At 61.3% G+C, this 26,376-nt stretch carries 29 protein-coding genes and 2 tRNA genes; 16 read left to right on the forward strand and 15 right to left on the reverse strand.

What is annotated here, in order from left to right:
- Positions 1-21: 21 nt before the first annotated feature.
- Together sstT and E6B08_RS18700 are read left to right on the forward strand one after the other, a co-directional pair.
- Positions 22-1,236 carry a serine/threonine transporter SstT gene (gene sstT, locus E6B08_RS18695; protein WP_136915409.1) on the forward strand — a complete coding sequence of 405 codons (1,215 nt, stop codon included), beginning with the start codon at positions 22-24 and terminating at the stop codon, positions 1,234-1,236.
- A gap of 60 nt (positions 1,237-1,296) precedes the next feature.
- The gene (locus E6B08_RS18700) at positions 1,297-1,944 is read left to right on the forward strand and encodes a YceH family protein (RefSeq protein WP_136915410.1); all 648 of its coding nucleotides are present in this window, start codon (positions 1,297-1,299) and stop codon (positions 1,942-1,944) included.
- Between the two features lie 5 nt (positions 1,945-1,949).
- Here E6B08_RS18700 and E6B08_RS18705 read toward each other — a convergent pair whose 3' ends face one another.
- The 6 genes from E6B08_RS18705 to E6B08_RS18735 all read right to left on the reverse strand — a co-directional run bounded on the left by E6B08_RS18705 (position 1,950) and on the right by E6B08_RS18735 (position 7,889).
- Entirely contained in the window at positions 1,950-2,138 is a 189-nt protein-coding gene (locus E6B08_RS18705) for a hypothetical protein (RefSeq protein WP_013973178.1), read from the reverse strand.
- A 168-nt stretch (positions 2,139-2,306) separates the two neighbouring features.
- Positions 2,307-3,869: an alkyl hydroperoxide reductase subunit F gene (gene ahpF / locus E6B08_RS18710; protein ID WP_136915411.1), complete on the reverse strand. Its 1,563-nt coding sequence runs from the start codon at positions 3,867-3,869 to the stop codon at positions 2,307-2,309.
- 130 nt (positions 3,870-3,999) lie between these two features.
- Positions 4,000-4,563, reverse strand: coding sequence for an alkyl hydroperoxide reductase subunit C (gene ahpC, locus E6B08_RS18715; RefSeq protein WP_136915412.1), 564 nt, complete (start codon positions 4,561-4,563; stop codon positions 4,000-4,002).
- A 320-nt stretch (positions 4,564-4,883) separates the two neighbouring features.
- A complete protein-coding gene (gene gorA / locus E6B08_RS18720; RefSeq protein ID WP_136915413.1) occupies positions 4,884-6,239 on the reverse strand; it encodes a glutathione-disulfide reductase in 1,356 nt (451 codons plus the stop codon).
- 179 nt (positions 6,240-6,418) lie between these two features.
- Positions 6,419-7,258, reverse strand: coding sequence for a UTP--glucose-1-phosphate uridylyltransferase GalU (galU, locus tag E6B08_RS18725; protein ID WP_136915414.1), 840 nt, complete (start codon positions 7,256-7,258; stop codon positions 6,419-6,421).
- Between the two features lie 271 nt (positions 7,259-7,529).
- Positions 7,530-7,889 (reverse strand): hypothetical protein, encoded by a 360-nt coding sequence (locus tag E6B08_RS18735; protein WP_136915416.1) that lies wholly within the window; start codon positions 7,887-7,889, stop codon positions 7,530-7,532.
- Between the two features lie 161 nt (positions 7,890-8,050).
- Between E6B08_RS18735 and E6B08_RS18740 the strand changes: the two genes are divergently transcribed.
- The 8 genes from E6B08_RS18740 to csrA all read left to right on the forward strand — a co-directional run bounded on the left by E6B08_RS18740 (position 8,051) and on the right by csrA (position 13,797).
- The gene (locus E6B08_RS18740) at positions 8,051-8,353 is read left to right on the forward strand and encodes a DUF1883 domain-containing protein (protein ID WP_136915417.1); all 303 of its coding nucleotides are present in this window, start codon (positions 8,051-8,053) and stop codon (positions 8,351-8,353) included.
- Between the two features lie 21 nt (positions 8,354-8,374).
- Positions 8,375-8,545 carry a hypothetical protein gene (locus E6B08_RS30865; RefSeq protein ID WP_192938560.1) on the forward strand — a complete coding sequence of 57 codons (171 nt, stop codon included), beginning with the start codon at positions 8,375-8,377 and terminating at the stop codon, positions 8,543-8,545.
- A gap of 29 nt (positions 8,546-8,574) precedes the next feature.
- A complete protein-coding gene (locus E6B08_RS18745) occupies positions 8,575-9,648 on the forward strand; it encodes an NAD(P)H-dependent flavin oxidoreductase (protein WP_136915418.1) in 1,074 nt (357 codons plus the stop codon).
- A gap of 96 nt (positions 9,649-9,744) precedes the next feature.
- The gene (modA, locus tag E6B08_RS18750; protein WP_136915419.1) at positions 9,745-10,503 is read left to right on the forward strand and encodes a molybdate ABC transporter substrate-binding protein; all 759 of its coding nucleotides are present in this window, start codon (positions 9,745-9,747) and stop codon (positions 10,501-10,503) included.
- Positions 10,503-11,183: a molybdate ABC transporter permease subunit gene (gene modB / locus E6B08_RS18755; RefSeq protein WP_136915420.1), complete on the forward strand. Its 681-nt coding sequence runs from the start codon at positions 10,503-10,505 to the stop codon at positions 11,181-11,183. Before modA ends, modB begins: the two co-directional genes overlap by 1 nt.
- 1 nt (position 11,184) lies before the next feature.
- Positions 11,185-12,276 carry a molybdenum ABC transporter ATP-binding protein gene (gene modC / locus E6B08_RS18760; RefSeq protein ID WP_136915421.1) on the forward strand — a complete coding sequence of 364 codons (1,092 nt, stop codon included), beginning with the start codon at positions 11,185-11,187 and terminating at the stop codon, positions 12,274-12,276.
- A 43-nt stretch (positions 12,277-12,319) separates the two neighbouring features.
- Entirely contained in the window at positions 12,320-13,342 is a 1,023-nt protein-coding gene (locus E6B08_RS18765) for a DNA topoisomerase IB (protein ID WP_136915422.1), read from the forward strand.
- Between the two features lie 254 nt (positions 13,343-13,596).
- Positions 13,597-13,797: a carbon storage regulator CsrA gene (csrA, locus tag E6B08_RS18770; protein ID WP_136917441.1), complete on the forward strand. Its 201-nt coding sequence runs from the start codon at positions 13,597-13,599 to the stop codon at positions 13,795-13,797.
- A gap of 85 nt (positions 13,798-13,882) precedes the next feature.
- On the opposite strand, the gene E6B08_RS18775 is transcribed toward csrA, so the two are convergent.
- The 4 genes from E6B08_RS18775 to E6B08_RS18790 all read right to left on the reverse strand — a co-directional run bounded on the left by E6B08_RS18775 (position 13,883) and on the right by E6B08_RS18790 (position 17,217).
- Positions 13,883-14,242 carry a response regulator gene (locus tag E6B08_RS18775; RefSeq protein ID WP_136915423.1) on the reverse strand — a complete coding sequence of 120 codons (360 nt, stop codon included), beginning with the start codon at positions 14,240-14,242 and terminating at the stop codon, positions 13,883-13,885.
- A gap of 10 nt (positions 14,243-14,252) precedes the next feature.
- The gene (locus E6B08_RS18780; RefSeq protein WP_136915424.1) at positions 14,253-15,698 is read right to left on the reverse strand and encodes an ATPase domain-containing protein; all 1,446 of its coding nucleotides are present in this window, start codon (positions 15,696-15,698) and stop codon (positions 14,253-14,255) included.
- An 11-nt stretch (positions 15,699-15,709) separates the two neighbouring features.
- Positions 15,710-16,855, reverse strand: a complete 1,146-nt coding sequence (locus tag E6B08_RS18785) for a two-component system sensor histidine kinase NtrB (RefSeq protein WP_136915425.1) — start codon at positions 16,853-16,855, stop codon at positions 15,710-15,712.
- A gap of 77 nt (positions 16,856-16,932) precedes the next feature.
- On the reverse strand, positions 16,933-17,217 hold the full coding sequence (locus E6B08_RS18790) for a hypothetical protein (protein WP_192938561.1): 285 nt from the start codon (positions 17,215-17,217) through the stop codon (positions 16,933-16,935).
- A gap of 341 nt (positions 17,218-17,558) precedes the next feature.
- Here E6B08_RS18790 and E6B08_RS18795 point away from each other — a divergent pair.
- Positions 17,559-17,643 (forward strand) — tRNA-Leu (locus E6B08_RS18795).
- Between the two features lie 192 nt (positions 17,644-17,835).
- On the forward strand, positions 17,836-18,249 hold the full coding sequence (locus tag E6B08_RS18800; RefSeq protein WP_136915426.1) for a DoxX family protein: 414 nt from the start codon (positions 17,836-17,838) through the stop codon (positions 18,247-18,249).
- 1 nt (position 18,250) lies between these two features.
- Here E6B08_RS18800 and E6B08_RS18805 read toward each other — a convergent pair whose 3' ends face one another.
- Positions 18,251-18,445, reverse strand: coding sequence for a hypothetical protein (locus tag E6B08_RS18805; protein ID WP_136915427.1), 195 nt, complete (start codon positions 18,443-18,445; stop codon positions 18,251-18,253).
- 240 nt (positions 18,446-18,685) lie between these two features.
- On the opposite strand from E6B08_RS18805, the gene E6B08_RS18810 reads away from it, so the two are divergent.
- Positions 18,686-19,360 (forward strand): polysaccharide lyase family 7 protein, encoded by a 675-nt coding sequence (locus tag E6B08_RS18810; RefSeq protein WP_136915428.1) that lies wholly within the window; start codon positions 18,686-18,688, stop codon positions 19,358-19,360.
- Between the two features lie 303 nt (positions 19,361-19,663).
- Positions 19,664-20,266, forward strand: coding sequence for a hypothetical protein (locus E6B08_RS18815; RefSeq protein ID WP_136915429.1), 603 nt, complete (start codon positions 19,664-19,666; stop codon positions 20,264-20,266).
- A 70-nt stretch (positions 20,267-20,336) separates the two neighbouring features.
- On the opposite strand, the gene E6B08_RS18820 is transcribed toward E6B08_RS18815, so the two are convergent.
- Positions 20,337-20,777, reverse strand: a complete 441-nt coding sequence (locus E6B08_RS18820; protein ID WP_136915430.1) for an anti-virulence regulator CigR family protein — start codon at positions 20,775-20,777, stop codon at positions 20,337-20,339.
- A 663-nt stretch (positions 20,778-21,440) separates the two neighbouring features.
- On the opposite strand from E6B08_RS18820, the gene E6B08_RS18825 reads away from it, so the two are divergent.
- Positions 21,441-22,445: a D-glucuronyl C5-epimerase family protein gene (locus tag E6B08_RS18825; RefSeq protein WP_136915431.1), complete on the forward strand. Its 1,005-nt coding sequence runs from the start codon at positions 21,441-21,443 to the stop codon at positions 22,443-22,445.
- Positions 22,446-22,457: 12 nt separating this feature from the next.
- Here E6B08_RS18825 and E6B08_RS30870 read toward each other — a convergent pair whose 3' ends face one another.
- Positions 22,458-23,699 (reverse strand): hypothetical protein, encoded by a 1,242-nt coding sequence (locus E6B08_RS30870; RefSeq protein WP_192938562.1) that lies wholly within the window; start codon positions 23,697-23,699, stop codon positions 22,458-22,460.
- A gap of 190 nt (positions 23,700-23,889) precedes the next feature.
- Between E6B08_RS30870 and E6B08_RS18840 the strand changes: the two genes are divergently transcribed.
- Positions 23,890-24,942 (forward strand): tyrosine-type recombinase/integrase, encoded by a 1,053-nt coding sequence (locus tag E6B08_RS18840; RefSeq protein WP_136915434.1) that lies wholly within the window; start codon positions 23,890-23,892, stop codon positions 24,940-24,942.
- A gap of 96 nt (positions 24,943-25,038) precedes the next feature.
- Here the strand turns inward: E6B08_RS18840 and E6B08_RS18845 are convergent.
- Both E6B08_RS18845 and sohB read right to left on the reverse strand, forming a co-directional pair.
- A tRNA-Cys gene (locus tag E6B08_RS18845) sits at positions 25,039-25,112 on the reverse strand.
- A 153-nt stretch (positions 25,113-25,265) separates the two neighbouring features.
- Positions 25,266-26,291, reverse strand: a complete 1,026-nt coding sequence (gene sohB / locus E6B08_RS18850; protein WP_136915435.1) for a protease SohB — start codon at positions 26,289-26,291, stop codon at positions 25,266-25,268.
- Between the last annotated feature and the right edge of the window lie 85 nt (positions 26,292-26,376).

The raw sequence follows: 26,376 nt of genomic DNA on the forward strand, positions 1-26,376 counted from the left end.
GCAACCGAGATAGCGCTGCACATGACCCCCGTCTTTCGTCTGCTCAACCGCATCAGCCTGGTAACGCAGATCATCATCGGCCTGCTGGCGGGTATCGCCTTGGCCCTGCTCGCCCCCGAAGCAGCCCGCGACCTGGCCTTCCTCGGCAAAGTGTTCGTCAGTGCGCTCAAGGCCGTGGCTCCGGTGCTGGTGTTCGTCCTGGTGATGGCATCGATCGCCAATCACCGTCAGGGCCAGCAAACCCATATCCGCCCGATCCTCTGGCTGTACCTGCTCGGCACCTTCGCCGCCGCGGTGGTAGCGGTGGGCGCGAGCATGCTGTTCCCCTCGACCCTGGCGCTGAGCGCCGCCGACGCCAGCCTGAGTGCCCCCGGCGGCATCACCGAGGTGCTGCAGAACCTGCTGCTGAGCGCGGTCGACAACCCGATCAATGCCCTGCTCAACGCCAACTTCATCGGTGTGCTGGTGTGGGCCATCGGCCTCGGCGTGGCCCTGCGCCGGGGCAGCGAGACCACCCGTGGCGTGGTCGAGGACCTGTCCAATGGTGTGACGCTGATGGTGCGCGTGGTGATTCGCTTCGCCCCACTGGGCATCTTCGGGCTGGTCAGCTCGACGCTGGCCGAATCCGGCCTCGAGGCGCTGCTCGGCTACCTGCACCTGCTCGCCGTGCTGATCGGTTGCATGCTGTTCGTGGCCCTGGTGATGAACCCACTGATCGTGTTCTGGAAGATCCGTCGCAACCCCTACCCGCTCACCCTGCTGTGCCTGCGCGAGAGTGGCATCACGGCGTTCTTCACCCGCAGTTCGGCCGCGAACATCCCGGTCAACCTGGCATTGTCCGAGCGCCTGGGCCTGCACGAAGACACCTATTCGGTATCGATTCCGCTGGGTGCGACCATCAACATGGCCGGCGCGGCGATCACCATCACCGTGCTGACCCTGGCGGCGGTGAGCACCTTGGGCATCGCCGTCGACCTGCCCACGGCCGTGCTGCTGAGCGTGGTCGCGGCCGTTTGCGCCTGCGGCGCCTCGGGCGTGGCGGGTGGGTCGCTGTTGTTGATCCCGCTGGCGTGCAGCCTGTTCGGCATTCCGAGCGAGGTGGCCATGCAGGTGGTCGCGGTGGGTTTCATCATCGGCGTGCTGCAGGATTCGGCCGAAACGGCGCTCAACTCATCGACCGACGTCTTGTTCACCGCAGCGGCGTGCATGGCCGAGGAGCGGCAAGCGGGCCGGTGATTGCTTAAGGCGGGCGCATTACCTACGCTAGTGGCCTTTTCCTAGTAAAGAGACAGGGCCATGTCCGACCAAGAAACCGCAGGCGAAGGCCGCTTCAACAGCATCGAGATCCGTATTCTCGGCTCGCTGATCGAGAAGCAGGCCACCAGCCCGGAAAGCTACCCCCTGACGCTCAATGCGCTGCTCCTGGCCTGCAACCAGAAAACCAGCCGCGAGCCGGTCATGAACCTCACCCAGGGGCAGGTCGGCCAGGCCCTTCGGGCCCTCGAAGGCCAGGACATGACTCGCCTGCAGATGGGTAGCCGAGCGGACCGCTGGGAGCATCGCGTGGACAAGGCACTGGAGCTGGTGCCCGCGCAGCTGGTGCTGATGGGGCTGATGTTCCTGCGCGGGCCGCAGACCTTGAGCGAGCTGCTGAGCCGCAGCAACCGCCTGCATGCCTTCGACGACACCGAGCAGGTCCAGCACCAGCTCGAGCGTCTGATTTCACGCGGCCTGGCCCTGCACCTGCCGCGCCAGGCGGGGCAACGCGAGGACCGTTATACCCATGCACTGGGCGATCCGGCGGAAATCGAGGCGATCCTTGCCGCACGCCAGCAGGAAAGCGGTGGCCGCAGCGGCGGTGGCAGTGTGTCGGAGGAGCGGATCGAAGCCTTGGAAGCGCGGATAGCGGCGCTCGAAGCACGCCTGGCAGAGCTCGAAGGCTGAGCCGGTCAAGGCTCCGGGTCGGGGAAATTGCGGCAACTCTTGCGTTCGGCCAGCTCCCGGTCGCTGGGGCGCTGGTCGACGAACACGGTACGGCCATCGGCGTAGATTTCCAGGTAGCCCCAGTGCAGGTCCTGCTCCTGCTGCCCGGGCTTGGGTGGCACTAGCCACCAGGGTTCGCGGCTGATCAGGGTCATGGGTCGGGTTCCTGAGGGGTCTGCAGTAAGCATAGACATCCTCAGGTTCAGCTTGGCTTGTCAGGGCCCTTTCGCGGGACAAGCCCGCTCCTACAGGGACCGCACAGTGTTGAAAACAGTGCGGATCCTGTGGGAGCGGGCTCGTCCCGCGAAAGGGTCGCGATGCAGTTACGCGGGTGCCGACGTGCGGATCAGGTGGTCGAACGCCGCCAGCGATGCCTTGGCGCCCTCGCCCACGGCGATGACGATCTGCTTGTACGGCACCGTGGTCACGTCACCGGCAGCGAACACGCCCGGTACGCTGGTCTGGCCCTTGGCGTCGACGATGATCTCGCCACGCGGCGACAGTTCGACGGTACCTTTGAGCCAATCGGTGTTCGGCAGCAGGCCGATCTGCACGAAGATGCCTTCCAGCGCCAGGTCGTGCACCTCGTCGGTGGTGCGGTCCTTGTAGCGCAGGCCGGTGACCTTCTCGCCATTGCCCACCACTTCGGTGGTCAACGCACTGGTAATCACCTTGACGTTCGGCAGGCTGTGCAACTTGCGCTGCAGCACGGCGTCGGCACGCAGCTGGCTGTCGAATTCGATCAGCGTCACCTGGGCGACGATGCCCGCCAGGTCGATGGCCGCTTCCACACCCGAGTTGCCACCACCGATCACCGCCACGCGCTTGCCCTTGAACAGTGGGCCGTCGCAGTGCGGGCAGTAGGCCACGCCACGGGCGCGGTACTCCTGCTCGCCCGGGACGTTCATTTCACGCCAGCGGGCGCCGGTGGCGAGGATCACGGTCTTGGCCTTGAGCGAGGCGCCGCCGGCCAGGCGTACTTCATGCAGGCCGCCGTCGGTGGCCGGGATCAGCGCTTCACCGCGCTGCAGGTTCATGATGTCGACGTCATACTGCTTGACGTGCTCTTCCAACGCCGTGGCCAGTTTCGGGCCTTCGGTTTCCTGCACCGAGATGAAGTTCTCGATGGCCAGGGTGTCGAGCACCTGGCCGCCGAAACGCTCGGCCGCGACACCGGTGCGAATGCCTTTACGCGCGGCGTAGATGGCCGCTGCGGCGCCAGCAGGGCCACCGCCGACCACCAGCACGTCGAAGGCGTCCTTGGCGTTGATCTTCTCGGCCTGGCGGGCACCTGCGTTGGTGTCGATCTTGCCGAGGATCTCTTCCAGGCCCATGCGGCCCTGGCCGAACACTTCGCCGTTGAGATAGACGCTCGGCACCGCCATGATCTTGCGCGACTCGACTTCGTCCTGGAACAGCGCACCGTCGATCGCCACGTGGCGAACGTTGGGGTTGAGCACAGCCATCAGGTTCAGCGCCTGGACCACGTCCGGGCAGTTCTGGCACGACAGCGAGAAGTAGGTTTCGAAGGTGAACTCACCTTCCAGTGCCTGGATCTGCTCGATCACTTCGGCGCTGGCCTTGGAGGGGTGGCCGCCGACTTGCAGCAGCGCCAGCACCAGGGAAGTGAATTCGTGACCCATGGGGATGCCGGCGAAGCGCAGGCTGATGTCGGCCCCCGGGCGGTTGAGCGAGAACGAAGGACGACGGGCGTCGGTACCGTCCGCGCTCAGGGTAATCAGGTTCGACAGACCGGCGATTTCCACCAGCAGGTCATGCAATTCGCGGGATTTCGCGCCGTCGTCGAGGGATGCAACGATCTCGATCGGCTGGGTGACCCGCTCCAGGTAGGTTTTCAGTTGCGATTTAAGCGTGGCGTCCAACATACGGGCGATTCCTTTTTTCAAAACTTGGATACAAAAACGCCCAGGCGAGATCGCCCGGGCGTTTTTACGGGGCGGTGACTACTTCAGCTTTGGCGGCTGCTCACCGCCCGCGATCGACACATGGTCTTGCTTAGATCTTGCCGACCAGGTCCAGCGACGGCGCCAGGGTGGCTTCGCCTTCTTTCCACTTGGCCGGGCAGACTTCACCTGGGTGGGCGGCGACGTACTGGGCAGCCTTGACCTTGCGCAGCAGCTCGGCAGCGTCACGGCCTACACCACCGTCGTTCAGTTCGACGATCTTGATCTGGCCTTCCGGGTTGATCACGAAGGTACCGCGATCGGCCAGGCCGGCTTCTTCGATCAGCACGTCGAAATTGCGCGAGATGATGTGGGTCGGGTCACCGATCAGCGGGTATTGGATCTTGCCGATGGTTTCCGAGGTGTCGTGCCAGGCTTTGTGGGTGAAGTGGGTGTCGGTGGACACGCCGTAGATTTCCACGCCCAGCTTCTGGAACTCGGCGTAGTTGTCGGCCAGGTCACCCAGTTCGGTTGGGCAGACGAAGGTGAAGTCGGCCGGGTAGAAGAACACGACAGACCACTTGCCCTTCAGGTCGGCTTCGCTTACCTGAACGAATTCGCCTTTGTGGTAGGCGGTGGCGTTGAACGGTTTGACCTGGCTGTTGATGATAGGCATGAGAGACGCTCCTTCATGGGGTTGAAATCAGTTGACGGAGAGAATCCTAACCGCTGGCCGTGACAAAGGCTCATTGGCAAAGCTCATGCTGATGATTGGTTTTGGCTATAACCGAGGTTTATTAATAGAAGGGATTGGGCTGAGCAAAGGATTGCGCGGCTCATCCAACCAACCACTGGGTATGTGGGAGCGGCCCTGCGTCGCGAGCGGGCTGCGTAGCAGCCCAAACGATATCAGCCTTGGCGCAATATCGAGGGGCCGCTTTGCGGCCCTTTCGCGACATAAGGCCGCTCCCATGCTTGGCGACGTGCGATGCGCGGTCAGCGGGTCGCCGTACGCATGGTGACGAACTCCTCGGCTGCGGTGGGGTGCACGCCGATGGTCTCGTCGAACTGCTGCTTGGTGGCCCCGGCCTTCAAGGCAACGCCCAGGCCCTGGATGATCTCGCCAGCGTCCGGCCCGACCATGTGGCAACCCAGCACCTTGTCGGTCTCGGCATCCACCACCAGTTTCATCAGGGTCTTTTCCTGGATGTCGGTGAGGGTCAGCTTCATGGCGCGGAAGCGGCTCTCGAAGACCTGCACCTTGTGCCCGGCTTCCAGCGCCTGCTCCTCGGTCAGACCCACGGTGCCGATCGGCGGCTGGCTGAACACCGCAGTCGGGATGTTCTGGTAGTCCACCGGGCGGTATTGCTCGGGCTTGAACAGGCGACGCGCCACGGCCATGCCTTCGGCCAGGGCAACCGGGGTGAGTTGCACGCGGCCGATGACATCGCCAATGGCGAGAATCGATGGCGCGGTGGTCAGGTATTGCTCGTCAACGCGAACGTAGCCGCGCTCGTCCAGTTCGACACCGGTATTCTCAAGGCCCAGGTTGTCCAGCATCGGCCTGCGGCCAGTGGCGTAGAACACGCAATCGGCGACCAGCTCGCGGCCGTCCTTGAGCGTGGCCTTCAGGCTGCCGTCCTCGAGCTTATCGATACGCTGAATGTCGGCATTGAACTGCAGGTTCAGGCCGCGCTTTTCCAGCTCTTCCTTGAGGTGGGTTCGCACCGAGCCGTCGAAACCGCGCAGGAACAGGTCGCCGCGGTACAGCAGCGTGGTGTCGGCACCCAGGCCTTGGAAGATCCCGGCGAACTCGACCGCGATGTAGCCACCCCCGACCACCAGCACGCGGCGTGGCAGGGCCTTGAGGTAAAACGCCTCGTTGGAGGTGATCGCCAGTTCCTTGCCGGGGATGTCCGGTACCTGCGGCCAGCCGCCAGTGGCGATGAGGATGTGCTCGGCGCTGTAGCGCTGGCCGTCGACCTCGACTTCGTTGGCACCGGTGATGCGCGCATGGCCCTGCAACAGGCTGACACCGCTGTTGACCAGCAGGTTGCGGTAGATGCCGTTGAGCCGCTCGATCTCGCGGTTCTTGTTGGCGATCAGCGTGCCCCAATCGAAATGACCCTCTTCCAGGGTCCAGCCAAAACCTGCAGCCTGCTCCAGCTCGTCGGCCACGTGGGCGCCGTACACCAGCAGTTTTTTCGGCACGCAGCCGACGTTGACGCAGGTGCCTCCCAGGTAGCGGCTTTCGGCTACCGCCACCTTGGCGCCGAAGCCTGCGGCAAAGCGTGCGGCACGCACGCCACCGGAGCCGGCACCAATCACGAACAGATCAAAATCGTAGGCCATGTATTCAGTCTCCTAGGCAGCGGCCCAGCATAACGCACTGGGGCCGCTTTGCGGCCCTTCGCGGGCCAAGCCCGCTCCCAAGGGTACTGCGCATATCCATGGATGTGCGACAGTCCTGTGGGAGCGGGCTTGGCCCGCGAAGGGCTGCAAAGCAGCCCCAGTGTCAGCGAAGGCTTGGATCAGTAAGCCTTGCCTGCCTTGTAGTAGTTCTCGAAGCAGAAGTTGGTCGCGTCGATGTAGCCTTCGGCGCCACCGCAGTCGAAGCGCTGGCCCTTGAACTTGTAGGCGATCACGCAGCCATTCTGCGCCTGCTGCATCAGGGCGTCGGTGATCTGGATCTCGCCACCTTTGCCTGGCTCGGTGTTGGCGATGATGTCGAAGATATCCGGGGTGAGGATGTAACGACCGATGATCGCAAGGTTCGACGGCGCATCTTCAGGCTTGGGCTTCTCGACCATGTTGGTCACGCGGAAGATGTCGTCGCGGATCATGTCGCCGGCAATCACGCCGTACTTGTTGGTTTCCTGCGGGTCGACTTCCTGGATGGCGACGATCGAGCAGCGGAACTGGTTGTACAGCTTGACCATCTGGGTCAGTACACCATCACCCTCTGGGTTGACGCACAGGTCGTCCGCCAGGACCACGGCGAACGGCTCGTCGCCGATCAGTGGGCGGCCGGTCAGAATGGCGTGGCCCAGGCCTTTCATTTCGGTCTGGCGCGTGTAGGAGAACGAGCACTCGTTGAGCAGGCGACGAATGCCGACCAGGTATTTTTCCTTGTCGGTGCCCTTGATCTGGTTTTCCAGCTCATAGCTGATGTCGAAGTGGTCTTCCAAGGCGCGCTTGCCGCGGCCGGTAACGATGGAGATCTCGTTCAGGCCGGCATCCAGCGCCTCCTCGACGCCATACTGGATCAGCGGCTTGTTGACCACCGGCAGCATTTCCTTGGGCATGGCTTTGGTAGCAGGCAGGAAGCGAGTGCCGTAACCGGCTGCCGGGAACAAGCATTTCTTGATCATATACGTCCTTAAACGAAGGCTGGGCCTATGGGTTTCGGCGCAGTCTAATCAGGCGGCAGTCACCTTACAATGCCCCGCCCGTGGCCGACCGATGCCATGATAGAGATAACCCAGTGTAGATAGTTCAAAGGGATCGTAAATATTACGGTCATCGAATATCGCGGGCATGCGTATCCCGCTCGATTGCAGCCCCGTGCAGAGACGCCCGACAACGCAAAAAGCCATCCGAAGATGGCTTTTCACGGGTTGATCGAGAATGCCTTGCGCCCGCTCAACTGCCCGAGATGCACTGGGTTGCGGCGGTGCGCACATCACCCAGGCGCAGCGGGAAATTGTTCAGCCGCTCATGCAACTTGATGCTGCTGCCGCTGCCGCGCTTGTCGATGTCGATCAATGCAGCCGGGCCTGCGCCGGCGGTGAGTTTTTGCGGCACGATCAGGCGCAAGCCATCACCACGCTGTTCTTCCTCAAGCGGCTCCCGGCTGTCTGCCAGTTTGTGCTTCACGCAATCGGCGTATTCGCGCGGGGTCTTGCCGGACATCACATCCAGCGTTTCATGCGACTGTTCCAGCTCGGAAACACTGACACACCCACCCAACGTCAGGGACAACGCCGCTACCACCCACTTCATTAGCCACACCTCTGCCTTCGATGAAATCATTTCGACAGCAGCCAGGCGGTTTTGCTCCCTGCTTTGGCGTAAATATCTTCGCCCTGTCATACCGCCCGGCAGTGTATCGCGCCATCGTGGTATCTTTCGCGTTTGCAGAACCAAACCTTGCGGAGCATCACATGAAATTCATACACCAGCGCGAGCACCTCAACGAGGACGACATCGTCGTCATCGAGTGCTCCCAGCGCTGCAACATCCGCCTGATGAACGACGCCAACTTCCGCAGCTTCAAGAACGGCGGGCGGCACACCTACCACGGCGGCCACTTCGAACGCTTCCCGGCCAAGATCACCGTGCCCAGCACCGGCTTCTGGAACATCACCATCGACACCGTCACCGCGCGGCCGATCTCGGTTACCCGCAAGCCGACCTTCAGCCACAAGATCAAGATCGTCCGCCGCTCTTCGTCGAAGCTCGGCTAATTCATCGGAATACCTCGCACCATGACCCAGACCATCAAGTACGTGATCAAATACAAACTCGACGGCCAGCGTCGCTGGGACTTCGCCCTGATGGCGGACGCCTCCCAGGAGCAAGCGCTGGATGCCCTGCGCAAGATCCACGGCGACGACGCCGACAAGATCAGCGACATCCAGGTCAGCAAAGCCCTGTAAACAGCACACCGGCATAGAAGGAGCAGCGCATGAGCAACTGGCCCGACCGACGTATCCTCGATCTGCTGGGCATCGAGTTGCCCATCCTGCAAGCGCCCATGGCCGGTGCTTGCGGCTCACCCCTGGCGATCGCCGTGGGCAACGCCGGTGGCCTGGGCGCCCTGCCCTGCGCCATGCTCACCGCCGAGCAGGTGCGCAGCGAGATCGAGGCCTTCCGCAACGCCTGTCGCGGCCCGTTGAACCTGAACTTTTTCTGCCACCAGCCGCCCGAGCCGGACGCTGCGCGCGCCGAGCGCTGGAAGCAGGCCCTGGAGCCGTATTACCAGGAGGTTGGCGCGGACTACGCAGCGCCGACGCCGGTCTCCAACCGCGCACCCTTCGATGAACAGAGCTGCCAGTTGATCGAGCAACTGCGCCCGGAAGTGGTGAGCTTCCACTTCGGCCTGCCGGCGCCGGACCTGTTGCAGCGAGTGAAGGCCAGCGGCGCCAAGGTCCTGTCGAGTGCCACTACCGTGGAAGAAGCTGTCTGGCTCGAGACCCATGGCTGCGACGCCATCATTGCCATGGGCTACGAAGCTGGCGGCCACCGCGGCATGTTCCTCAGCGACGACATCACCAGCCAGATCGGCACCTTCGCCCTGGTGCCGCAGGTGGTCGATGCGGTGCAGGTGCCCGTGATCGCCGCAGGCGGGATCGGCGACCATCGCGGTCTGCTCGCGGCCCTGGCCTTGGGCGCCTCGGCCGTGCAGATCGGTACCGCCTACCTGTTTTGCCCCGAGGCCAAGGTGTCGCCGGCTCACCGCCACGCCCTGGACCACGCGCCGGCCAGCGACACAGCGCTGACCAACCTGTTCACCGGTCGCCCGGCGCGCGGTATCAACAATCGCATCATGCGCGAGCTGGGGCCGATGAGCGAACTCGCCCCACGCTTTCCACTGGCTGGCGGTGCGCTGATGCCTCTGCGGGCGATTACCGACCCGCAGGGCAACAGTGACTTCAGCAACCTCTGGGCGGGCCAGGGGCTGCGCCTGGGCCGGCACCTGCCAGCAGCTGATCTGACACGGGACATTGCCGACAAGGCCTTGAGCCGCTGCGGGCGCTGACTCCAGGCTGACAGCGCTCCGACAGGCCCCTTCCCGAGCACTGGCCTATCGCTATATAGTTCACGCTATAACGATGCCCCCCAAGGAGCTGTCTTCATGCGTATCCGCCTGACCCACCTGGCCGCCACCGCCCTGGCCAGCCTGCTTTCCCTCAACAGCGCCTGGGCCGATGAAGTCCAGGTGGCTGTCGCCGCCAACTTTACAGCGCCGATCCAGGCCATCGCCAAGGACTTCGAGAAAGACACCGGGCACAAGCTGGTCGCCGCCTACGGCGCTACCGGGCAGTTCTATGCGCAGATCAAGAACGGCGCGCCATTCGAAGTGTTCCTCGCCGCCGACGACAGCACCCCGGCCAAGCTCGAAGCCGAAAACGAAATCGTTCCCGGCTCGCGCTTCACCTACGCCATCGGCACCCTGGCCTTGTGGTCGGCCAAGGACGGTTACGTCGACGACAAGGGCGCAGTGCTGAAGAACAACGCGTTCAAGCACCTCTCCATCGCCAACCCGAAAGCCGCCCCGTACGGCCTGGCCGCCACCCAGGTGCTGGCCAAGCTTGGCCTGACCGACGCCACCAAGGCCAAGATCGTCGAAGGCCAGAACATCACCCAGGCCTACCAGTTCGTCTCCACCGGCAACGCTGAACTGGGCTTCGTCGCCCTGTCGCAGATCTACAAGGACGGCAAGGTGCAGAGCGGCTCGGCATGGATCGTCCCGGCCGACATGCACGAGCCGATCCGCCAGGACGCCGTGATCCTCAACAAAGGCAAGGACAGCGCAGCGGCCAAGGCCCTGGTCGAGTACCTCAAGGGGCCGAAAGCGGCAGCGGTGATCAAGTCGTTCGGTTATGAACGCTGATGCCACTGGACGCCAGTGACCTGGGGGCGGTCTGGCTGACCATCAAACTGGCCAGCCTGACCACCCTGATCCTGCTGGTGGTGGGCACGCCCATCGCCTGGTGGCTGGCGCGCACGCGCTCGTGGTTGCGCGGCCCGGTGGGTGCGGTGGTGGCGCTGCCGCTGGTGCTGCCGCCGACGGTCATTGGTTTTTATCTGCTGATCGCGCTGGGCCCGCACGGCTGGCTCGGTCAAGCGACCCAGGCACTGGGCCTGGGCACCGTGGTGTTCAGCTTCACCGGGCTGGTGATCGGCTCGACGGTGTATTCGATGCCCTTCGTGGTACAGCCGCTGCAGAACGCCTTCGGCGCCATCGGCCAGCGACCGTTGGAAGTAGCTGCCACCCTTCGCGCCAGCCCCTGGGACACCTTCGTGCACGTCGTGCTGCCGCTGGCCCGCCCAGGCTTCGTCACTGCCAGCATCCTCGGCTTCGCCCACACCGTAGGCGAGTTCGGCGTGGTACTGATGATCGGCGGCAACATTCCCGACAAGACCCGCGTGGTCTCGGTGCAGATCTTCGATCACGTCGAGGCCATGGAATACGCCCAGGCCCACTGGCTGGCCGGGGCCATGCTGGTGTTCTCCTTCCTGGTGCTGCTGATGCTGTATGCAGGGCGCCGCGGCAAGGCTGGCTGGAGCTGATATGACCGCATCGATCGTGGCGCGCCTGCAGTTGGTGCGCGCCGACTTCAAGCTGGATGTCGACCTGCAATTGCCAGGGCGCGGCATCAGCGCGCTGTTCGGCCATTCGGGCTCGGGCAAGACGTCCTGCCTGCGCTGCCTGGCCGGCCTCGAGCGGGCTGCCAGCGCCTACATCGAGGTCAACGGCGAGGTCTGGGAAGACAGCGCCCGTGGCCACTTCGTCGCACCGCACCTGCGCCCGCTGGGCTACGTGTTCCAGGAAGCCAGCCTGTTCCCGCACCTGTCGGTGCGCGGCAACCTGGAATTCGGCTGGCGCCGGGTAGCGGCCAATCAGCGCAAGGTCAGCCTGGCGCAGGCCAGCGAGCTGTTGGGCATCGGCCATCTGCTCGAGCGCAGGCCAGCCACCCTGTCCGGTGGCGAGGCGCAGCGCGTGGGCATCGCTCGTGCCCTGCTGAGCAGCCCGCGGCTACTGCTGATGGACGAACCGCTGGCCGCGCTGGACGGGCCACGCAAACGCGAGATCCTGCCCTACCTCGAACGCCTGCACGACGAACTGGATATCCCGGTGGTGTACGTCAGCCATGCCCAGGACGAAGTCGCCCGCCTGGCCGACCACCTGGTGCTGCTGGAACAAGGCCGGGCCACGGCCAGCGGCCCGATCGGCACGACCCTGGCACGCCTGGACCTTTCACTGGCCCAGGACGATGACGCCGGGGTGGTGTTCGATGGCAGGGTGGTTGGCCACGACCCCCGCTACGATCTGCTCGACCTGCGCCTGCCTGGCAGCGAAGGCCCAGTGCTGCGCATCGCCCACCCGGCGCACAGCATCGGCAGTACCTTGCGTATCAAGGTCCAGGCCCGCGATGTCAGCCTGGCGCTGGCGGCCGACAGCGCCTCGAGCATCCTCAATCGCCTGCTGGTGCATGTCCGGGAAAGCCGCCCGGCCGACAACCCCGCGCATGTGCTGGTGAGTCTGGATGCCGGCGGCAATACCCTGCTGGCGCGCATCACCCGCTACTCGGCGGACCAACTGCGTCTGCACCCCGGCCAGGCACTGTGGGCGCAGATAAAGTCGGTGGCACTGTTGGGCTGAGCGCGCTGTCCATTGAGCAATACCTGCTCGACGGAACGCGTCCATGCTCGACTGCCCATTGCCCCGCTCCCTGCACTATGTCGACGACAGCCAGCCCGGCCTTAGCCGAAAGCGCTGGCGCGATCGCTTCATCTACCTGGACGCCGACGGCGAGCGGGTGCGTGATCCGGACACCCTGGCGCGCATCGCCGCGCTGGTGATCCCACCGGCCTACACCGACGTGTGGATCTGCGCCGACCCGCAAGGTCACCTGCAAGCTACCGGCCGCGACGCCCGCGGTCGCAAGCAATACCGCTACCACGCCGAGTGGCGCGCCCTGCGCGACCAGCACAAGTATGGGCGCATGCTGGCCTTCGCCCAGGCGCTGCCCAAGCTGCGCGCACAACTGGAACTGCACCTGGCACGCCCGGGGCTGGACCGGGAAAAGGTCATGGCACTGGTGGTGAGCCTGCTCGACAATACGCTGATCCGCATCGGCAATCCGCAGTACCTGCGCGACAACAAGTCGTACGGCTTGACCACATTGCGCAACCGTCACGTCAAGGTCCAGGGCAGCACCGTACGCTTCCAGTTCCGCGGCAAGCGGGGTGTCGAGCACGACGTCACCCTGCGCGACCGGCGCCTGGCCAACCTGCTGAAACGTTGCATGGAGCTGCCCGGGCAGGCGCTGTTCCAGTATCTGGACGAGCAAGGCCAACGCCACAGCGTCGGCTCCAGCGAGGTGAACCAGTTTCTCCAGCAACTGACCGGGGCCGACTTCACCGCCAAGGACTATCGCACCTGGGCGGGCAGCAGCCTGGCGCTGAGCCTGCTGCGGCCCCTGGCCTGGGAGCCGGAAAGCGAAGCCAAGCGCCAAGTGGCGGCCATCGTTCGCCAGGTAGCCCAGCGCCTGGGCAACACACCGGCAGTGTGCCGACGCTGCTACATCCACCCTGCCGTGCTCGAACACTACCACCTGGGGCGGCTCGCGGATCTACCCAGGCATCGCCGCCGCAAAGGCTTGCAGGCGGAGGAAGTGGCATTGCTGCTGTTTCTGCAAGCGCAGGAGGCGCTCACGACCGATTGAACAGGGCTATCTAAACGATCATGCAGAGAAATTTCCCATCCGGCGCGAAGCCCCCTATTCTTGCCAGCGAGCACCTTCGCCGACGCTTCATTGAGGCTTTATCTCGGCGCCTGCAAGTGAAGACACTCAACAGTTTTTGTGAGTTCGGGGAATTACTATCCGCCGAAAGCGTCTTTAATGAGAAGGAAGAGGGACAGGCTCCCACCGCCGCGGCATTTGGCCCGACGGACTTTTATATCACCAAGGAGAACTACATGCTGATACTCACCCGTAAGGTTGGCGAAAGCATCGTCATTAACGACGACATCAAAGTCACCATTCTGGGAGTCAAAGGGATGCAGGTGAGAATCGGCATCGATGCACCCAAGGATGTCCAGGTTCACCGCGAGGAAATCTTCAAACGCATCCAGGCTGGCAGCCCGGCCCCGGAAAAGGGCAACGAAGATCATCACTGATCGTTCGTCCTCAAGCCGCACGGATGCGCTTGTTCTGCCCCGCCCGCTCAGGCGCAGCCCTGCGCCTCAAGCGCCCAACCGGCACTCAGGTGCCTAGCAGCTCCCGAACCTTGGCGATCATCCTGTCCATGTCGAACGGCTTGTCGAAAACTGCCGCGAACCATTGCGGGCAGACCAGGCCCTGGCTTGCCTGGGCGCCGCTCATGAGAATCACCGGCAGGTCCGCCAGTTCCAGTTCCTCGCGAATCGCCCGCACCAGCTCCTCGCCATTGAGCACCGGCATCATGTAGTCGGTGATCACCAGCTGCACGCGTTTGTCCTGCAGCGCTTCCAGGGCCTTGCGCCCGTTGCTGGCCTTTTCCACCAGATAGCCTGCGTCCTCCAGGGCGAAGCCGAGGATATCGGCAATCAGGTACTCGTCATCGACGACCAGGATAGTGTTCATGGGCGAGCCTTCAGCCACTGCCCTGCGGCACGGGCGTACCCGACAACACCCCACAGGCACCTTCGAACGCACGGGTCAGGGTAATACCTCCTGGCCCGATCTGCAGGTCGTGCAAGGCAGGGTCATGGTTGCTGTCGCGCACCTTGAGAATCGACAACAAGCGCCGCAACTGCGAGTCCAGCTCGACGAAGCGCATCAACACGAGGTTGTCGACCAGGCTGGAAAGGTCCGGCGCCGGCGCACTGATCTCCGCGCCGAACAGGTCGCGCATTTCCCAGGTCAGCATCACGCTGACGTTACGGGCTCGCAGCTCGCCGGCCAACGCGCGGAAAAAGCCATTGAGCCGCGCCGGCTCGACTGCCAGGCGGCTGAAAGCACCAAGGCTGTCGATCAGCACGCGCTTGCTGCCCTGGGCATCCACCTGTGCCAGCAAGCGAGCGCCGACCTCGTCCAACAGCCCCTCTGTGGTAGGTTGCCAACTGAGCGCCAAGGCGCCCTGGCGCTCCAGCGCGGCAAAGTCGAAGCCCAACGAGGCAGCCTTCAGGCGCAGGCGTGCCGGGGTTTCGTAGAAGCCGAAATGCAGGCCCGGCGAGTCAGGCGTGGATGCGCCGAGAAAAGCCAGCCCCAACGAGGTCTTGCCGACCCCGGAAGGGCCCATCAACAGGCTGACCGAGCCACTGGCCAGCCCCCCTTCGAGCATCGCGTCCAGCGTCGGCACGCCACTGGTGACGCGCTCCAGGCCGTCATTACCGTACTGGCTTGGGTGGCTGTACAGCGCTTCCAGGCGCGGGTACACGTGCAGCCCGCGGTCGTCGATGAAGCACTCATGTCGGCCCGACAACGCCGCGCTGCCACGGGTCTTGCGCAGCTGGACATGGCGCACCGCGCGGCTGCCTACCAGTTGTTCGCCAAGCTCGATCACGCCGTCGACCATGGTGTGCTCCGGGCTGCCCTCGTCCAGGCGCGCGCTGGTCAGCAGCAACACGGTACAGCCGGCGAAGGCGGCATGCCCCTGCAGTTCGGAGACGAATTTCTTGGTGTCGAGGGTGGTTTCGGCACGTACCCGAGCATTGAGTACGCCATCGACGATCAACAGGCTGGCCTGCTGCCGGGAAATTTCCTGGCGCAGCAGCCGCACCACAGCCTCGAGGCCTTCCTGCTCGAGGGTGTCGAAGGCGCTGACGAACTGGATGGGGTCCCCCACCAACGTGGGGTCGAAGAACTCCAATGTGCCCAGGTACTGGAACAACCGCTCGTGGGACTCGCTGAGCAAGGTCGCCACCAGCACGCGGCCCCCTTGGCGCACGTGGTTACAGGCCAGTTGGTTGGCCAGGATGGTCTTGCCCGCACCCGGTGGGCCCTGGACGATGTAGGAGGCGCCCGCGACCAAGCCTCCCTTGAGCAGGGCATCGAGCCCCTCTATTCCAGTCGTCAACCGCTGCAATGCCTGAACCATGATGCCTTCCTTTACCGGGGGTCGCCTGGACATGCCGGCAGGTAGAGGCTCATGCAACTGCCTTCGCCTACGCTGCTGGCCACGCTGATTGCACCATTGCTCTGTTTGGCGAAGCCATACACCTGGCTGAGCCCGAGGCCCGTACCTTTGCCGAAGGGCTTGGTGGTGAAGAACGGTTCGAAGATCCGCGGCAACACGACAGGATCGATACCCGACCCCGTATCCCGAATATCGAAGCGTACATGCGGGCCACACAAGCCATCCACTTCACCGGCCAATGTCACGGTGTCCACCGACAGCTCGATACGCCCTTCACCCTCGATGGCATCGCGGGCATTGAACAGCAGGTTGAGCAGCACCATCTGCAACTGTCCGGCATCCACATCGATCAATGGCAGGTCGGACGGCACGCGTTGGTGCAGCGCGATAGCGCTGGGCAATGCATGCTCGATGAGACCACGCGTGGATGCGATCAGTTCGGCAGGGGCAATGCGCGTCACGTTCAATTGCCGGTGGCGGGCAAAGCTGAGCAGTTGCTGGGTCAGTTGCGTCCCGCGTTGTCCAGCATCGACGATGTGCTCGAGCATGCGCTGGATCCGCGCCGGGTCCTGCGCATTGAGCGCCAGGCGCGCGGAACTGAGAATGATGGTGAGCAGGTTGTTGAAGTCATGGGCCATACCGCCGGCCAACTGCCCAAGGGCCTCGAGCTTCTGTGCCTGGAACAGCTGGGCGCGCACGGCATCGAGCTGCTGGGCGGACTCGCGGCGGTCGGTGATGTCCCGCGTGACCTTGGCCAGCCCGACGATCTGGCCCTGTTCGTCGCGGATCACATCGAGCGCGGCCAGGGCCCAGAACTGCGTACCGTCCTTGCGCACCCGCCAACCTTCATCCTGCGCCACGCCCTTGTCGAGCGCTTCGCGAAACAGCCGCTCGGGGCGGCCGTCGCGGATATCCTGAGGAGTGAAGAACAAAGAGAAATGCCGACCGATCACCTCGTCGGCGCGATAGCCCTTGATCCGCTCTGCCCCGGCGTTCCACGACACCACGTGGCCAAGGGGGTCGAGCATGTAGATGGCATAGTCGACCACCGACTGCACCAGTTGCTCGTAGCGCTCGGCAGGCATCACCGCCTGGTCGAGACATTCAGCTGAAACCATACACGCTCCACTGGCACGGCGGGAGGGATACAACGGGCTTGGCCGGACAGCTCAAGCGCGAGGAATGCACGGGCCGTTCACGGGTCTGCCTCGATCAGCAATGGGCTGACCCGACGCGGCATGGCCACTTTCAGCAGCCAGGCCCCGACCAGGCTGATCGAACCACCTCCGAGCAGGGCCTGCAAGCGTTGCGTGTCAGGGTACTCGGCATCGAACGCGAGCATCAGCAAATAACCCCCGAGGCAGATCAGGCACAGGTACAGGAAGGCGGCCAGCAGCACCACCTGGGCAAACAACAGGCGCCAGAACAGCCGGGGACGAATCAAACGTCCGGGTTGGGCAGGAGGAGTGGCCAGGGTCATGGCTTCACACTCTTGGATCCAATTTAAACCGCGACAGTGGCTTATTGACATTGTGGTGTCAATCAACCCGGCGCGACGGTCTCCATTCTTGATCATAGGCGCTGCGCACGGGGGATATATAACATTGGTGCATATAAGCTGCAGGTATATCGCCGCGAGCCACCCTTAGCCTGACACATCCCTGGCCATAGTCAGGCTCATCAAAGGCGCGCCCGGTTCTGCCAGAGCCTCTACGGCGAGGGCTTCCTGCACCGGGACAAACCTGTAGGACAAGGCCGCGACAGCGTCTAATACATTGATTTCCGCCGCCTTTTCGTGTCTAATCGCCAGCTTCCCGTCATGCCCTGATGGTGAAATTGGTAGACACATCGCACTTAAAATGCGCCGTCGCGAGACGTGCCGGTTCGAGTCCGGCTCGGGGCACCAGTTTTAAGCAGAAAAGCCCAGTGAACGCTGGGCTTTCTTGCATCTGACGCCGACTCACGCACTCGCCAATGTACTATTTTCGTCACGCTGGACGATCAATTTCCAGCTACCCGCCGCGCTTGCCCTTGCGCGCCAGCAAACCGCCATGCAACTGCTAGAGTGGAGCTTGTCCTCCTCCACTGGAACACCGCCATGCGCTATTCCCTGTTCGAAGGCCAACGCGACCTGATCATCCTGCTCGCACGCGTACTGCTGATGATCCTGTTCGTGCTGTCAGGCTGGGCCAAGCTCACCGGTTTCGATGGCACGGTCGGCTACATGAGTTCACTTGGAGCCCCTGCCCCAACGCTGGCGGCGGCGGTTGCAGTGTTCATGGAATTCTTCGTCGCGATCGTGCTGATCCTGGGTTTCTATACCCGGCCACTGGCGTTTCTGTTCGCCCTCTTCGTGCTCGGCACCGCGCTGATTGGCCACCCGTTCTGGAACATGGTCGACCCAGAGCGCAGCGCCAACATGACCCAGTTCCTGAAGAACCTGAGCATCATCGGCGGCCTGCTGCTACTGGCGGTAAGCGGGCCGGGGCGCTTCTCGGTCGACGGACGCTGACTCAGTCGTCGACATCGTCGAGCCAGGCTGGGTGGCCTTCGTCGTCATCGAGAAAGTCATCCAGCGTGTCTTCATCTTCCTCGACTTCGTCCTCGGCGCCCTGGGCATCCGCTTCGTGGTCGAGGTCGTCGTAGAGAAACTCCTGGTCGAGCAGGTGATCGTGTTCGGGTTCATTCAGGTCATCTTCGTCGCGCATATTGGCTCCTGGGAATTGGCCAGGCCTGTATAGGCACATCATCGCCTGTGGTCAATGCATTTGGGTTAATCCCCGCTTAACCCAACCCGCTGTAGTCTGCAGGCTCTCCCTTCAGACGTTCGTTGCCCACCTTCACGGTGGGCTTTTTTATGCGCGGCCACTGGGCAGAAAGCCGGAACTTTGCAGCCCGTGCCAAGGCTCGCAAGAAAGGCAGGACTTGTCTTTCAAAGGAGAACGCCAATGGCCGTGAATATCGACAACCTGACCATCACAACCCCGGTGCCCAAATCCGCCAGCAACCCCGTTGCGCTCGAAGTGAGCGGTGCCCAGGCCCTGGCGACCCTGACCCAGGTAGTGGCCCGCCTGCCCGACGGCTCGATCCGCATGACCGCCCCCACCAAGGGGGCATCGAGCAAAAGCACCCACCGCACTCGCTGCGAATGGAAGGAAGCCGTGTATTGGGCGCTTGGCAGCGCCACTCGCCACCGCAACGCTCAGGCAATGACCCTGGAAAAGGTCAACCTGGCGCAGAAAGTGGTGATTTCACAACTGCACGTCAAGGATGACGACAACCCGCCAATCAAGGTGTTCTGGAACAAGGGCAAGATCACCGTCGGCCTGCGCGCCGAATTCAACCAGGTGGCCAGCACCAGCAGCACCTTGCTGGCTGACGTGCCATTGGGCACACCGTTCGAGGTCGTCATCGAGGTCAGCGGCAGCGGTACTTGCACGGTCAACGCCAGCTGCAATGGACGCAACGGCACCGCCGCGACCCTGCAACTGGCAAGCTCCTGGGCGACCCGCACCTTCAACTTCCATGGCGGGGTATACAACCAGGTCGACTACACCGATGAAACCCCGGCCGATGATGCCTCGATCTGTGTGATAAGCCGCCTGGAGCTGACCCATGCCTGACGATTGGAAAAAGATCCACTGTCCTTCACAAAATTCTGACATGTGAATAGGTATCCTGGCATAGCTCCAAACGTTCTTTGAACCCGCCCCAAGCGGCGGGTTTTTCTTTGTCCCACGCCAAACACCCCTCGATTTTGTGACGCATCTCACACTTCAAGCGCGCCTGCCATTACAAATGGAGGCCTTCCTACATCATTTCGACATTGTTACCATTGTACGCATAGCACTTTGGCAGCATTGAAGACCGCTTCCGGGCGAGTATTCTGCACTCCTATTGTCCATATATTCCCAAGGACGGATTCCATGAAACCCCTTTCCCTTCTCGTCATTTCGGCGCAATTGCTCATTGTGAGCGCTGCCTGGGCTGATGAAAACCGCAGCACCTGGTCGCAGGAACCGACCGCGTTCCTCGGTGTAGATCTGCAGGGCGACTTCGTCCAGCAAGTGCCCGAGTGCGCCGCCGACGGCAGCAAGCCCGAGGGCCTGTGCCGTGTCGCCACCGCCAACCCTGACAGCTTCGAAGTCCGCGGCCTGCCCTACCTGCCGATCTCGCCGGGTTACACGCTGGTCGCCAACCTCAAGGACGGCCAACTCAACCAACTGGTATTCAGCGGCAACGCCAACAGCCTGTACCTGGTAACGGACATGCTGACCCAACGCTTTGGCGAGCCGGGCGACCAGCACATGCAGTGGATCAAGATGAAATCCGGCGCGTCCTACCAGACCGAAGTCATGGCCTGGCAAGGTGAGAAGGTGGCCGTGAACTTCCAGCGCATGGAAACCGACCTGGGTAAATATGCGGTCACACTGACCAACGTGATGCCGGCTGCTGCCACCCCTGCAGTTGAATCGATCTCCAGTGCTGAGGCGTCCGAGGTGGTCGAGACCCCGTCTTCCAAGCTCTGAGGCTTGTCGAAAAAACGCGCCAACGGTAGGGCCTGCCGCTGGCGCGTTTTTTTGTGCCGGGTGGTTGCGCTCAGTCCAGCGCGCCGTTGAGCACCTCGTAGATAATGCCCGTTGCCACGGCCACCAAGATCAAGTCCACCCCCGCCTGCTGCCATTCATAGCCATCGTAGTGCGGCAATTGGCCAAGCAAGCGACCATCGAGTTTCTTGGCGATCCCGGGCGGAAGCGGCTTGCCTCGCGCCAGGTTCTTCTGGATACCCGGCGGCAACGCTGGCCCAGGGCTCCAGTAATCACGATGGCCTCTCAAAATGCCCAGCACATCGCCACGGTCGATAGAGGGGCCTGAGTGCCCATCGTAGTGTCCGCTTTTCTTCTGGTGGCTTTCTGCATGCCCTTGGCCCTTGCCATGCCCTTGCCCCTTCCCATTACCGGGATCGGCCAGCGCGAGCGTTGGCCCGGCCAGCAACGAAATGGATGTGATTGCCGCGATGACGAATCCACACCTGGCCATGACTGATTCCTTATGCATAGGTGACCCCATGAAATCTAGACGATGCAGGCATGAGAAGCTCCGCCGACGGAGCAAGAAAACAAGCCAAATGTGGCGCACGCCCCTGAAACCATCCCCCGTTCTGGAACTTCCACATTTTCCGACCCATAAAGAAAAACCCCGCAGACGTTAATCTGCGGGGCTTTCGAATATGGAGGCCGAGGTCGGAATCGAACCGGCGTAGACGGATTTGCAATCCGCTATAGGGCCTAGGTTTTTCGCGCCCTGCAGGCTGTAGGTCGCGTAATCACTGGTCTATGCCTTAATGGCTGGTGTTGGTAGTTCATGAGCATTTGGGACATCCAGTGTCCCAGGATTGTCCCTCGTCATGCGAGCCGGCCAATGACCAGAACTCCTACCACATCACCAGCTGCTGCCTCGTTCGGGCCATCGCTCAGCAGCAGTGTACCCTTGTTGCGCTTGCCGGTCAGATCACCGTTGTGGCCGTCACCGTTCCCGGCACAGCGAAATTGCTGGTGTCCATATAACCACCATGAGTAGGCGAATCGACAGATCAATTATTGACCAGATGTGCAGCATTGCCACGCCTCGACGTTGGTTTATCAGGCAGCCGACGCTATCATGCTCGGCGTTTCATAAAGCTAATCAAAGATCAATGGACCGATGAAAAAAATATCAATTACCGTAGTTTCAGTCATAGCTCTCGCGCTAGTCGGATATGTTGGCTACCAATTCATACCTAAATGGCCAGATCCAGTCGTGTCTGAAAGCAACTATGAATACGGAAAATCTCTTTTAGAGGATTTTAAAAAATCCCCATACAGACCTGCTCTCAGGTCGCAAGAGTACTCTCCTACCGGAGACTACATGAACTACAGCAAAACCCAGTCATTCAAGAATGAGGGTCGTATCAAGCTCGATGGAAATGGGCTACCGACAGTTTTGTACGAAAGCCAATATCAGTATAACCCAATAACAATTTCAAATTTCGCGCTGTACGAGTACGGAAAGAATCTTCCTGAAAGACCAACAAATAAGTTTTGGGCTGCCACAAATAAACTAATGTCCATGCAGGGATTTGATGGATCATTTAGGTATGGTTTCTCTTTCAAGCATTACGCGCTTTCAAAATCATACCCTGTCGGCTGGTCTAGCGGAATGGCTCAAGGTTTGGCCATGAGCGTTCTTGCTAGAGCCTATACATTTGACAAGCGTCAGGATTATCTTGACGCAGGTAATAAGGCTCTAGATTTTTTAATGGTCCCCGTATCTCATGGCGGCCCACTTAGCTCAATGGCTGGACTTGATCCGTCTCTCAACAATTATATTTTCTTTGAAGAGTACATTGGTGACCGTGGAATCTACACGCTTAACGGCTATATGTTTACCCTGATAGGATTATATGACTGGTGGAGTGTTACCGGATCAGAAAAGGCGCATGAAGCTTTTCAAGAAGGCATGAAGACATTAGTTAAAATATTACCTTACTACGACTTCGGGGGATCCTCATCATATGACCTTACTTTCAGGACTTATGGTCGAGAAAAACCGCACTACAACATCCGATATCATTCCACCCACATCTACCTACTAAATAACCTTTATTCAATAACAAAAAACAAAACTTTGAAGGAATTTTCTGAACACTGGAATCCAACAGGGCTTTGATTAAAAGTGAAGCTATTCGTTAAGAATAGCTTCCCACATCAGATTCACTGCTACGCCTGCCGTCATGCTACCCCCGGTCGTATAGATACGAAGTGTTGCGCCGTTCGTGGTAATTGATATCGGTGTGTAGAATATGTTCACCCCGGCAGCAGAAAGGTTTCCATTCAGGCGCATTGACGGCGCTTTAGGGAACCTTCGATTGAAGGTGATTGGCACATCTTGGAATGTGGTGGCGGTTGTCACTGCTGCAACTGTACCACCCTCAGTCATGCCGCATACCTTTGCCGCATCGATGGTTGTGCCTGCTGGTGCGCCTGCGTTCGGAAGATCAACCTCAAATCTTACGCGGTCAAACTGAGTGCCTGAGAGGCTCTGAATTATGCCGTTCGAGGAACGAGTTACAGGGGAATCAGGACAGTTTATCTTTATGTCAACACACTTTCCTGTAGCAGTAGATCCACGGTTTACAATCTTGATTGGAATCCTAGCATTCGGCGCGCTCATATCGATATCGCGGAAAGTCATGCACCCACCTAGAATGGTGTCCGCTGACATGCTCACACTGTTTCCTCCGCAATCAATCACACCCCGGCTGGTAGTCGAAGGATCGCCGTCTGCGATTATCTTGAAACCTTCAAACAGGAAGCTGGTTCCACGCATCTCGTTGATAGAGATTGCAACACCGTTACCCGTGGCAGCCAGAGCTGGAGCGAAGACCGTGCCACCGCGCACACTGTTGTGATTGCCGCTGATAGTCACGCCATTACGGTGGATGCAGTTCACGTACTGGCAATGCTCAACGTTTCCATGCATATCCGACCCTTGGACATCCCAAGAAGACGTTTCTGCGCCATCAACAACGCAGAAGCGCGTTGGCACACTGCCAGGCAAATCGTTACCTCCCATGGTGATGCCATGCCGCCTAGCGTGAAATGTCCCACCCGAAACAAGACAATGCTGCGCGTTACTGAGTCTGAGCCCGTAGTTGTCAGCCGCTGCTGACTCCCTATCGCTGAATGTCTCGCAGAACAGGGAAGTTCCCCCAAGTGCCCGCTGGTGAATGATGCCGCCACCTGATGTACCAAATACCCGCACGTACTCGAATTGGGCATTGCGCGTTACATCGCCGAGAAGCCCAGCAATCATCACACCGCTGGTAGGCATCAAAATGTCACCACCGCGGATCTTCGGCCTGGTGGGATTCATCTTGTAAATCTTCAGGCCCTTGCCGTTGCCATCCAGCACGATCGACATACTTGCCAGGATTGGAGCGGTGAGGTTGACAGTCAGTCCGCTTACACTCCGAGCCGCGGCGGTCGCCCCCTGGTAGGCCGCCAGTACGCTCGCCAGAAGTTGGGCGGCGTGGTTATCGACACCGTCCCCGTGACCGCTGCACCACCCCCGGCGCCAGCCTGGACCCCTGACTTCTCCCGAGTGAAGTGAAATGCGACCCAGAAGTACCGAGAATCGCGACCTGCCGCCGGGCATGTACCGGCGCAAGCGCACCAGGAAGAACGGAAAGGTGTGGGTCGGGTACTACTACCGCGACCAGAACGGCAAGGAAATCCCACTCGGTACCGACCTGGTGCAAGCCAAGCTGGAGTGGGCGGCCCTGGAGGCAAAGGCGACGCCGAGCGAACTGAAGACCATGCAGGGCATTTTCGACGAGTACGAGCGCAAGATCATCCCGGGCAAGGCAGCACGGACGCAGAAGGACAACATCTACGAGCTCAAGCAGCTGCGGGCCGTGTTCGATTCAGCGCCGATCGATGCCATCACGCCAGCCATGATCGCCCAGTACAGGGATTCGCGGTCGGCCAAGACACGCGCAAACAGGGAGATCGCCCTGCTCTCCCACGTTTTCAACACGGCGCGGGAATGGGGGCTGACCACACGGGATAACCCGTGCTTGGGCGTGAGAAAGAACAAGGAGAAACCGCGCGACTTCTACGCCAACGAAACGGTGTGGCAGGCGGTGTATGAGGCAGCTCCACCGGAGCTGAAGGATGCGATGGACCTGGCGTACCTGACCGGCCAGCGACCGGCAGACGTACTGTCCATGCGAAAGGACGATGTGGAGGGAATCTATCTACTGGTCAGCCAGGGCAAAACCAGCAAACGATTGAGGATCGTCCTTGAGGTGGACGGAGTGAAGAACAGCCTGGGACTGCTGCTCGAGCGCATCATGATCCGCACCAGCCAGCACCTGTCGCCGTTCTTCATCGTCAACGAGCACGGTAAGCGCATGAGCTGGGCGATGCTGCGCAATCGCTGGGCAGATGCGCGGGAGGACGCCAGAGTGAAAGCCGAGGTCGAGAAGAAGCCTGACCTGGCCAATCGAATCGCCCAGTTCCAGTTCCGCGATATCCGACCGAAGGCGGCGTCGGAGATCAACGACCTGAGCGATGCAAGCGTGCTGTTGGGGCACTCAAAGGAGGGAATTACCGAGCGTGTTTACCGCCGCGTCGGGGCCATCGCCAAGCCTTCGAAAGGCTGAGGTTTCGGAACTCCATGCCTTTAGTTTCGGAACTCCTGCCTTTTTCAGCCCATAAAGAAAAACCCCGCAGACGTTAATCTGCGGGGCTTTCGAATATGGAGGCCGAGGTCGGAATCGAACCGGCGTAGACGGATTTGCAATCCGGAGCATAACCACTTTGCTACTCGGCCTCAAAGTCGGATCTAGCTGCTTACGCTTTGCTATCTCCTTGAAACACTGAACCTTTTTCAAAGTTCGCTGCGTTTCGATGGGCGCCATTATGTCTGCATTCGAACAACCTTGCAACCCCCTGATTTAAAAAAATCTTCAAGAGGTTCAAGGTGTTAGCGCAAGCGGCCGAATTTGCTCCAGAGGCTGACCACGGTGTTCTCCACGGTACCGCTCGCCGCCACGCCGATCCGCTCCTGCAGGCTCTTGCGCTCGGCATAGTGCACGTGGAACAGGTTGGCCTCGCGGGCACGGTCGCTGAGGTATTCGTCGCTGGTACGCAGCTCGTCCACCAGTTTGCGGTTGAGTGCAGCGACGCCCAGCCAGACCTCGCCGGTCGCCACTTCGTCGATATGCAGCTGCGGGCGGTAGCGGCTGACGAAATCCTTGAACAACTGATGGGTCACGTCGAGGTCTTCCTGGAACTTCTCCCGGCCCTTCTCGGTGTTTTCACCGAACACGGTGAGGGTGCGCTTGTACTCACCGGCAGTCAGCACCTCGAAGTCGATGTCGTGCTTCTTCAACAGGCGATTCACGTTGGGCAACTGCGCCACCACACCGATGGAGCCGAGCACGGCGAACGGAGCGCTGACGATCTTCTCGCCGATGCAGGCCATCATGTAGCCGCCGCTGGCCGCTACCTTGTCGATGCACACGGTCAGCGGGATGCCAGCCTGGCGGATGCGCGCCAGTTGCGAGGCGGCCAGGCCGTAGCTGTGTACCAGGCCGCCGCCGCTCTCGAGGCGCAGCACCACTTCGTCACGCGGGGTGGCCAGGGTCAGCAGCGCGGTGATTTCGTTGCGCAGGCTCTCGGTAGCCGAGGCCTTGATGTCGCCGTCGAAGTCGAGCACGAACACCCGGGGCTTTTCCTCGGCCTTGCCCTTGCCCTTCTTCTGCTGTTTTTCCGCCTTGGCCTGCTGCTTGCGCAAGGCCTTGAGCTGCGGCTTGTCGAGCAGGCCCGACTCCAGGCGCTCGCGCAGTTCCTTGTAGAACTCGTTCAGGCGGGTGACGTGCAATTGTCCACCCGACTTGCGCCGCCCCTTCCCCCGCATGCCGACGATGGCGGAGAGCACCACCAGGATGGCGATCACCAGGGTGGCGGTTTTGGCCAGAAAGCTTGCGTATTCGGCAAGAAACTCCACGTTGACTCCTTGATAGACCAGCGCCTGCGCGGCGCGAAACTGTAGCAAGCATACCGGTGCGCCAGTGACCCTGCCAGCCGGTGCA

The sequence above is a fragment of the Pseudomonas putida genome, from assembly GCF_005080685.1.
Lineage (GTDB): Bacteria > Pseudomonadota > Gammaproteobacteria > Pseudomonadales > Pseudomonadaceae > Aquipseudomonas > Aquipseudomonas putida_V.